The sequence below is a fragment of the Hymenobacter antarcticus genome, assembly GCF_039539545.1.
In the GTDB taxonomy this organism is placed as follows: domain Bacteria; phylum Bacteroidota; class Bacteroidia; order Cytophagales; family Hymenobacteraceae; genus Hymenobacter; species Hymenobacter antarcticus.
Map to the genome: position 1 here is coordinate 64,338 of NZ_BAABDI010000025.1, position 9,171 is coordinate 73,508.

The 9,171-nt window shown below is 61.9% G+C and carries 8 protein-coding genes; 4 read left to right on the forward strand and 4 right to left on the reverse strand.

Annotated features, from left to right (window positions below; genetic code table 11):
* Positions 1-227: 227 nt before the first annotated feature.
* Together ABD819_RS16060 and ABD819_RS16065 are read right to left on the reverse strand one after the other, a co-directional pair.
* The gene (locus ABD819_RS16060) at positions 228-1,517 is read right to left on the reverse strand and encodes an AAA family ATPase (protein ID WP_345125878.1); all 1,290 of its coding nucleotides are present in this window, start codon (positions 1,515-1,517) and stop codon (positions 228-230) included.
* Between the two features lie 176 nt (positions 1,518-1,693).
* A complete protein-coding gene (locus ABD819_RS16065; RefSeq protein ID WP_345125880.1) occupies positions 1,694-2,545 on the reverse strand; it encodes a hypothetical protein in 852 nt (283 codons plus the stop codon).
* 154 nt (positions 2,546-2,699) lie between these two features.
* Here ABD819_RS16065 and ABD819_RS16070 point away from each other — a divergent pair, with 154 nt between their 5' ends.
* Positions 2,700-3,674: an isopenicillin N synthase family dioxygenase gene (locus tag ABD819_RS16070; protein WP_345125882.1), complete on the forward strand. Its 975-nt coding sequence runs from the start codon at positions 2,700-2,702 to the stop codon at positions 3,672-3,674.
* Positions 3,675-3,807: 133 nt separating this feature from the next.
* The gene (gene chrA / locus ABD819_RS16075; protein WP_345125884.1) at positions 3,808-5,115 is read left to right on the forward strand and encodes a chromate efflux transporter; all 1,308 of its coding nucleotides are present in this window, start codon (positions 3,808-3,810) and stop codon (positions 5,113-5,115) included.
* A 33-nt stretch (positions 5,116-5,148) separates the two neighbouring features.
* Here the strand turns inward: chrA and ABD819_RS16080 are convergent, their stop codons facing one another.
* Both ABD819_RS16080 and ABD819_RS16085 read right to left on the reverse strand, forming a co-directional pair.
* Positions 5,149-6,501: a lysophospholipid acyltransferase family protein gene (locus ABD819_RS16080; RefSeq protein WP_345125886.1), complete on the reverse strand. Its 1,353-nt coding sequence runs from the start codon at positions 6,499-6,501 to the stop codon at positions 5,149-5,151.
* A gap of 121 nt (positions 6,502-6,622) precedes the next feature.
* Positions 6,623-7,120: a DUF6799 domain-containing protein gene (locus ABD819_RS16085; protein WP_345125887.1), complete on the reverse strand. Its 498-nt coding sequence runs from the start codon at positions 7,118-7,120 to the stop codon at positions 6,623-6,625.
* Positions 7,121-7,577: 457 nt separating this feature from the next.
* On the opposite strand from ABD819_RS16085, the gene ABD819_RS16090 reads away from it, so the two are divergent.
* Both ABD819_RS16090 and ABD819_RS16095 read left to right on the forward strand, forming a co-directional pair.
* Positions 7,578-8,510 carry a DnaJ C-terminal domain-containing protein gene (locus tag ABD819_RS16090; RefSeq protein WP_345125889.1) on the forward strand — a complete coding sequence of 311 codons (933 nt, stop codon included), beginning with the start codon at positions 7,578-7,580 and terminating at the stop codon, positions 8,508-8,510.
* An 18-nt stretch (positions 8,511-8,528) separates the two neighbouring features.
* On the forward strand, positions 8,529-8,858 hold the full coding sequence (locus tag ABD819_RS16095; protein WP_345125891.1) for a chaperone modulator CbpM: 330 nt from the start codon (positions 8,529-8,531) through the stop codon (positions 8,856-8,858).
* Positions 8,859-9,171 lie beyond the last annotated feature (313 nt).

A 9,171-nucleotide genomic window follows, 5' to 3' on the forward strand; every position in this document is an offset into this window, starting at 1 on the left:
CACCATGCTTTAGACCACTGCCCGAGCGCTATGCAAATGCTCCTTTCAGTGAACCACTGATTTGGACAGCTTGAAAGTTGCGCGAGCGTCTGGAAACGCTTTCCATCGCTAGTGCCGGGTTTAAGAAACTCGTCTATCAATCAAAGTTTACGAAACTACACAAGGCGATGAGTTTCGTAAACTCGGGTTGAGGCACAAATTCTGGGGGCGCTGCCTGAGACAGCCCGCTATGCCAGCAGCTTGCGCAGTTGGGCGGCGGCCGTGGCGGGCTGCTCGCGCCAGTAGTCGGCCAGCAGCGGGCCTATTTCCTGTTCCAGAATAAGCTGTAGCCAGGCGGCGGCTTGTTGTGGTTGCGTAGGCGGCTGGCAGAAGTAGCTGTGGCCAATGGCGAAATCAGGGCCTAGCTCCGGGTCGTCGGCAATGGTTTGGTTGAGGGCAGCCATGCGGGTGCACAGCTGCTCCACAAGGGCGGCGGGCACTTGCCGGGCCGTCAGAAATTGCCGGAGGGGCGGCCCAAACTGCGGCCCGAGACTTACAAAGGCGAAGCGGCGGCGCAGGGCGTAGTCGAGTGGGCTGAGGGAACGGTCGGCCAGGTTAAGGGTGCCAATGACGCACAGGTTGTCGGGCACGAAGAAGCGTGGGGCCCCGGCGGGCGCGTAGGGCAGGCGCAGGGCGTGGGCGGGGCCGCGCTTGTCGGCTTCGAGCAGGAGCAGCAGCTCGCCAAATATGCGCGGCACGTTGCCCCGGTTCACTTCATCGATGAGCAGAAAATAAGGCTGGTCGGGGTCGGCGGCGGCGCGCTGGCACAGCAGCGGCAGCACGCCGGGCACCAGCTGAAACCGTCCATCGGCCGCGGGCCGGAAACCGAGCATAAAATCCTCATAGCCATAGCTGGGATGAAATTGCACCAATTCGATGCGGCTTTCATCCCGGGCCCCCAGCAGCAGCCACGCTAGGCGGCGCGCCAGAAACGTTTTGCCCGTGCCCGGTGGGCCTTGCAGCAGCAGGTTGCGGCGGCGGGCCAGGCCGGCCAGGGCGGCATCCAGCGCTGTTTCTGATATAAAGAGCTCGGCTAAGGCATCGGCACGCGAATAGGGGAGAGCGGTGTAAGCGGCAGGGGCTGGTTCAGCCGCGTGAGCTACCGCAGACGCACTCGCCAGCCCGGTGTACAGGTCCTCGGCCTGCTGCCGGGCGGTTTCGTCGCCATCGTGGGCCGCGCCGGAGGTCAGCACGGGCCGCTTGGTACTGATGGTGAAGTCGAGGGCTTCGAGCAGGGCGTTGGTGGGGCCGCCGGCGGGGCGGGGCCAGTGGGCGCTGGGGTTGCCGGTGGCCAGGCGGTAGGCCAGCTCGGCCACGGCGCGGGGCGGGTAGCGGCGGCCCCGGTACACCAACTCATACACGGTGCTGGGCGGCAGGGAGTGGCCCTCCCGCGCTATTTGCCGCAGGGCACGCAGCACCTGCTCGCGGGTGAGCAGCGGAACCGGAGTAGCGGCAGAGCCGGGCGGGGCAAGGGGCATAGCAAGCAGGATAGGGCTAGAGCAGTAGCGAAAGGCAGGCAAATAACCTAAAAAAAGAACGTCATGCTGAGCTTGCCGAAGCATCTCTACCGCAATACTAATTAGCTTTAGCGGTGCGGTAGAGTTGCTTCGGCAAGCTCAGCATGACGTGCTGAGTTTGCCGTGGGAAACCGGAATTACGGGGCTACCGTGAACGTGCGCGTAACCGAGTTGTACGGGCCGGGAATCATGGTGCCGCTGCTGTCGACCAGTTCCAGCTTCACCGTGTTTTCGCCGGCGGGCAGGCCTTCCATCTGGTAAGGCAACCACCGGTCAATCATGAATTCGATGCCGTTGATGGTGGCCCGCACCCGGTTGCCGCCGGGTTCCAGAGTCGTGTTCACGAGGTAAAAGTCGAGCATGATGCGCTTGGCATCGGCCCCGGCGTAGGTATCCTTGGGGCGGCTATAGAACAGGTGCGGGGCCTTCAAATCCGCCATTGGGGTGGCCGGAGCCGGGGTGGCGCTGCCCACGTTGATGATGCGCAGGTCGTAGGCCCCGCGGTGCTTGAGGCTCTCATGGTACGAGCGCGACAGGAACGATAGCACCACGTGCTGGCCGTCGGGAATGGCCTTCGAGAAACGGGTTTCGTAGTGGGCCGAGTAAGGCTCATTGTCCACGATGTTGTGGATGTGCTGGCCCTTCATTGAGTTGGCCATTTGGGTCATGTTGGGCCCGCCGCTCATTTTGGTGAGCTGGAAGTTGGTGATTTGGTAGTCAAAAGCAACTTCACCGCTTTGCAGCGTGGCACCGGCGATGGGTGCCCGGAGCTGCATCTGAGCCTCCGGGTATTTGGGCGAGTCGCTGAGCGGAGTCAGGCGGATGCCGTTCGATTCCATGCTCTCGCCACTGGCCGCCGTGCGGGCGGCGGCGGGGCTGGTGCTACCCGCCGAAGCGCTAACGTCGGTTGCCGGTTTGCTCGATTCGCAGCTGGCCAGCAAAGCCAGGGTAAGGGTCGTGCTGCACAGCAGCCAGAAGGGACGTTTCATGGAAAAAACTCAAAAGGGTTGGTAGTAGTTGTTCTCAGCATTTGAGCCGTAGGCAATGACACTTACGGCTTGCCCCCGGTGCGGGGTTTTGCTTAACTTGCATCGTTGCCCACCAAAGGCCGCTATACGGCCTCAAAGTAAACCTATTTTTTCCATGCAGGACCAACTTCTTGACCAGATTCCCTCGCTCGACCTCGCGGACTTCCGTTCGGGCGACTCCGAGCGCAAAGCCCGCTTCGTGCAGCAGCTCGGCGAGGCTTACCAAAGCATCGGCTTTGTGGCCCTGAAAAACCACGGCCTCAACGACGAGCAGACCAAACAGCTATACGCCGATGTGCAGGCTTTTTTCCAGCTGCCCGACGCCGCTAAGCAGCGCTACGAGAACCCGGAGCTGGCCGGCCAGCGCGGCTACATCAGCAAGGGCAAGGAGCACGCCAAGGGCCGCAACACCGGCGACCTGAAGGAATTCTACCACGTGGGCCAGGAAGTGGAGACCGAAGACCCTATTAAAAAGGAGTATCCCGCCAACATCTGGCCCGAAGAAGTGCCCGGCTTCCAGAAAAGCACGTTCACGGCGTACCGCACGCTGGAAAGCGCCGGTCAGGACGTACTGCGCGCCATTGCCCTGTACCTGGAATTGCCCGAAAATTATTTCGACGACAAGGTGAAGCACGGCAACAGCATTCTGCGGCCTATTCACTACTTCCCCATTGAAGACCCCAATGCCGTGCCCGCCGATGCCGTGCGCGCCGCCGAACACGGGGATATTAACCTGATTACCCTGCTGATGGGGGCCAGCGCCGATGGCCTGCAGGTGAAGCGCCGCGATGGCAAGTGGATTGCCATCACGGCCCTGCCCGACCAGATTGTGGTGAACGTGGGCGACATGCTCCAGCGCCTCACCAACGGCGTGCTGAAAAGCACTATTCACCGCGTGGTGAATCCCGCCCGCGAAAAAATGAACACCTCGCGCTTCAGCATTCCGTTCTTCATGCACCCGCGCTCCGAAATGAGCCTGGCCGCGCTGGAGCACTGCGTGACGCCGGAAAACCCCAAGAAAGAGGCCGATATCACGGCCGGTGAGTTCCTGAACGAGCGCCTGATTGAGCTGGGGTTGAAGAAGAAGTAAGCCGGTGAGGTAAAGTCAAATGATAGAACGTCATGCTGAGCTTGCCGAAGCATCTCTACCGCACAAGTAAATGATTTACTCTCGTGGTAGAGATGCTTCAGTAAGCTCAGCATGACGTTCTTTATTTTCCTGCATGACCGTTCCCACGCCCACAACTAACGCCCCGCACCCCGCGGCACCCGTTTCCCTCGCGCCGCCCCCCCGGCGCTCGGGCAAGCGGACGCGGCGGGTGCGGGGCATTATTTTTTTGAAGGACGTGGCCGTGCTGGCCCTCACGGCCTTTGGCGGCCCGCAGGCGCATCTGGCCATGTTTTTCCGGCTGCTGGTTGATAAGCGCCGCTACATCAGCGCGGCCGAGCTGCTGGAGCTGCAGGCGCTGTGTGCGCTGCTGCCGGGCCCTACCTCCACCCAGACCATCACCGTCATCGGCTTTCGGCTGGGCGGGCCGAATCTGGCCTACCTCACCCTGCTGGTGTGGGTAGCGCCGGCCGCGGCCCTGATGACCCTGGCCGGGCTCACGCTCAGCCACCTCGACCCTGCCCGCGTAGCGGCGCTGGTGCAATTTGTGCAGCCCGTGGCGGTGGGCTTCGTGGCGTTTTCGGCCTACCGCATCGCCGAAAAAGTTATTCATACCAAAACGGCGGTGGGGCTGATGGTGGCCGCCGCCATGCTGGCCTACTTCTTCCAGCTGCCCTGGATGCTGCCGCTGCTGCTGCTGGCCGGCGGGGCCGTGACCACGGTGCGGTACCGCAAGCACACCATCGTGCAGGAAAAAAAGCCCCTGCGCGTGGAGTGGGCCAACTTTGTGCTCTGGCTGGGTATTCTGGTGGGGGCGGCCGTGCTGGGGCACTACACGCGCCTGCTGCCGGTGCGGCTGTTCGAGAATTTTTACCGCAACGGCTCGCTGGTATTTGGGGGCGGGCAGGTGCTGGCTCCGCTGCTGTATGCCGAGTTCGTGGAGTTCAAGCACTACCTCACGGGGCCGGAATTTCTGTCGGGGCTGGGGCTGGTGCAGGCCCTGCCGGGGCCCAATTTTTCGTTTGCCGCCTACATTGGGGCGCTGGCCATGCGCCCGGCCGGTGGCACGGGCATGCAGGTAGTGGGGGCGCTGGTGGGCACGGTGGGCATCTTTTTGCCGGGCACGCTGCTGATATTCTTCGTTATCCGATTCTGGGACCGGCTGCGGCAGTACCGCGTGGTGCAGGCCTCGCTGGAGGGCATCAACGCGGTGAGTGCGGGGCTGGTGTGCGCGGCCACCTTCCTGCTCTACCACCCCTTGCCCGACCGCCTGCTGGCCCTGCCGTTTCACCTCGGCCCCATCGACACGCTGCCCCTGAACCCGCTGCTGGTGGGCACCACGTTCCTGCTGCTGCTCTGGGAAAAGGTGCCGGGCGTGGTGATTATCGGCCTGGCCCTGTTGGCCGGCGCGCTGCTTAGCTGAGACAAACTACTCTGGGTGAGAATTTTGCCTTGTTTAGCGATGCGCCAGATAGGCAACCCGCGCCGCTTCCAGCTGCGCCACCAGCGCGGCCCGCTGCCGCAGCAAATCCTGGCCCACGGCCGGGGTGCGCCGAAACAGGCGCAGGGCGCGTAGCCGCTCCATCCGGGCCGCCAGGGTGTTCCAATAGCCCAACGCGTAAAATCCGCTGATGGGCAGGCTCAGCACGTAAAGGGCGGTCAGGGCCCAGTTGTGCGTTAGCCAGTGCTGCACGGCCGCTGCCTGCAGCGCATAGGCCAGCGGAAACGTGAGCATGCCCACCACCAGCATAATGGGCGCGACAAATTCCACGTCTTTGGTGGCCCGCCCGGCTATCATCGACGGGATGATGTAGGGCAAATAGTTGTTCAGCCCGCCGTAGAGCCACACGGGTGCCCCCAACAGCAGGTTGAGCAGGCCCGCCACGGTACCGCGCCGCTGCTCATCAAGGGCGCTGTCGGTGAGGCGGTATTTCCGCAGGCAGTCGAGGTAGATATGAAACTGGGCGCGCATGGTTTCCAGGCGCTCGGGTGCTTGCTGTTCAAACCAGGCCAGGGCCTGCAGCAGGGTTTGGCTGAGCTGGAAATTGTCGATGAGGCTTTCGGGGTCATCGTCGGGGTTGAGGTGGTCGCCGAAGGTGCGCTCAATCTGCTGCACGAAGTCGTCCTGGGCCGCGTCGCGGGTGATGACCAGCCGGCGCTCCAGCGCTTCGCGAATGGCCTCGGTGAGCTGGTCGGCGGCGGCTTCGGGGTCGTTCGCATACGCTTCGGCGTAGTCGGCCACCACAATGGGCGGGGCCACGTTCAGCAGCACATCGGAGCGAAAGCGCGAGGGGTCGAAGTAATTGATGGCAATGGGCACCACTTTCAGCCCCAGCTTGAAGTGGTAGCGCGCCTCGGCCCCCAGGGCAATGCGGGCCGCCCCGGTTTTGAGGGGCCGCAGGCGGCGCTCGCTTATGCTGGTGCCTTCGGGGAAAATCATGAGGGTGCCACCCTGGCCCAGGTAGTCGTAGCAGCGGCCAAAGGTGGCCTCATTCTGGGCGGCCAGCTGCGCGGGGGTGGCCGGGCCGGTATCGGCATCCTGGCGGCGGTAGATGGGAATAGAATTTCCCGACTGCAGGATGGCCCGCGATACGGGGTTCTTAAAAAACGTGCTTTTGGCCAGAAAGGCTACCGGCTGCCGCCGGTTGATGGCCACCAGCAGCGGGTCCATGAGGGTGTTGGGGTGGTTGCCGGCCAGCAGCAGCGGGCCCGGCAGGGCCAGGCGCTCGCGGTGGCGCACTTCGATGCGGCGGAAAAAGACCCGCAGGGCTACCTGCACCAGCGGTTTCATTACGGTATAAAAGAGCATGGGGCGGGATACGTAGTGGCCCGAAGATAGGGTGTGCCAGCGCTGGGTACGTCTTCTTTTTCCAAAAACAAAAGCCGCCGCCCTGGGTAGGGCGGCGGCTTCGGGCGGGCCTGGGAGCGGCCTATTTTTTCTTTTTGGCAGCCTTCTCTTTGGCTTTGGCTTTGTCTTCGGCCAGCTTGGCTTTGACTTTGGCCTTGCGGTCGCGCTCAGCTTCCATTTTCTTGCGCTTGCCGGGGTGCAGGGCGTCGAAGAGCTGGATTTTGGCCAGGCTGTCGGCTTCCACGATAGCGGCGCGGGAAGTAACCCGGCCCGTGAGCGACACTAAATCACCCTCGCCCATTTGGGCGGTGGCACCATCGGGGGCCGTCACTATGCCGGCCAGGGTGATAATCGTGCCATTGAGTAGTTTTTTGTCAGCCGTGAGCGGGTTGGTAATGCCCATTTCGGTGAGCACTACCCGGCCTTTTTGCATGGTCAATCCGTCCTTCAGGCCTACGCCAGTGGCTACCACGCGGGGCTTGGGGGCTACGCGGCCAGGGCGGGCGGCCTGGGCGTGGGCACTGGCTCCGCTCAGCAGCGTGCCCACCAGAATAAAGCTGAAGAAGAATTTATGATTCATGAAAAAATTCAAAATAGAATAAATAAAAAACAGCCTTAAATGCGTTATTGATGCAATATACGCCTTTATTTACCTGCGAAAGGATTGCGCATTCGGTTCAAGTGCAAAATAGAGGCCAGGATTTAGGTGTTGAAAGAGATGCTCGACAAGCTGCTTTGGATTTATCCCGACCTCTTCGGCTGCCAGATGCTAAGGCAACTATGCTGCCAATATTACGGCAATGTTGCTAAGCGTTATACCTATAGATAGATTAAACCCTGGTAAAATGCCTGGTCGCTTTCGGCAGAGGAAAAAAAGCTGCGCCTGGCCGGCGGGTACTGCCGCCGCTATCCGGCTATGCTTTATTCGCGTAAAAGCAGGAGTAAGCCGGTAGCGCGCGCAGGCGCGGTGGTGTGCCCGCCACCGGCTTACTTCGTCGCTCCCTCACCCGCCCCGATTTTCATCCCAAGACCCCCCAATGGATTACAAAGACTACTACAAAGCGCTGGGCATCGAAAAAACGGCCACTCCTGAGCAAATCAAAAAAGCGTACCGTAAGCTGGCCCGCCAGCATCACCCCGACGTGAACCCGAACGACAAAGGTGCCGAGCAAAAATTCAAAGAGCTAAACGAAGCCAACGAGGTGCTCAGCGACCCCGAAAAGCGGAAGAAATACGACCAGTTTGGGTCCGACTGGCAGCGCTACCAGCAGCAGCCGGGCGGGGCCGGCCGCGGGGCCCAGCCCGGCGGCTTCGACTGGAGCCAGTATACCCAGGGCCAGGGCCAGGGCGGGGGCGGCAACCCCTTTGGTGAGGGCGAAGACTTTTCCGATTTCTTCGGCTCCCTGTTTGGCAACATGGGCGGCGGCCGCGCCGGCGGGGGCACCCGCCCCGGTGCCGGCCCCGACTACCAGGCCGAGCTGGAGCTGAGCCTGGACGAAGCCTACCACGGTGGCCCGCGCACCATCACGGTGCACGGCCGCAACCTGCGCCTCACCATCCAGCCCGGCGTGGCCGATGGCCAGACCATTCGGCTGCGCGACCAGGGCGGCCCCGGCCGGCAGGGCGGCCCCAATGGCTCGCTGCTCATCACGTTTCGGCTGCGGCCCGATGCCCGCTACGCCCGCACCGGCCACGACCTGACCCAGGACGTGCCCGTGTCCGTCTACAAAGCCCTGCTGGGCGGCGAACAAACGGTGGAAACGCTCAGCGGCCCCGTTAAAATCAAGCTCAAGCCCGAAACCCCCAACGGCACCCGTCTGCGCCTACGGGGCAAGGGCTTTCCCGTGTACAAAAAGGCTGGTGAATTCGGCGACCTCTACCTGCGCCTGACCCTGACCCTGCCTCAGCACCTCACCGACCAGGAAAAAATCCTGATTCAGCAGCTGGCCGACCTGCGTCCCGAAGCTTAACCCGTTGTCTCGTTTGTTATGGAAGCGCACATCCTCACCCTCACTTTTCAGGAATGCTCGACCCGCTACGGCCTGGAGCCCGCGGTGCTGCACGAGTTTCTGCAGGCGGGCCTGCTCCGGGCCGCTCCCACCCCCGAAACCGTGTTCGTCGACGAGCCCGATGAGCTGCCCCGGCTGATTCGGCTGCACCATGAATTGGGCCTCGCCCCGGAAGCCCTCGACGTTATCCTGGCCATGCGCCAGCGGTTGGTGCGCCTGCAGGCTACCCTGGCCTACGAAACGGCCAGAGCCCGGCAGCTGGAAGATTTCCTGCTGGGCGGCGGGGAAGTATTGAATGTTGAGAGTTGAACTAAAGAACGGTAAATGGCCGGCAATTTTCTGCACGTTTCCACTAAGTACCCGTTGCTAATTAGTTTGATACTAAAGAACGTCATGCTGAGCTTGTCGAAGCATCTCTACCACGAGAGTAATCTCAACGTTTAGAGTTAGTTGCGCAGTAGAGATGCTTCGACAAGCTCAGCATGACCGCCTATTTTAACATGAACTATGTTAAAAGTCAAGCGGTGGGCGCAAGTTTTGAGCTGAAATCAGCTTGGTAGGGCACGCCCGATTTGACGATGGCAAAGGCTTGTTTGAGGAGCTTGTTGCAGACGGCAATCAG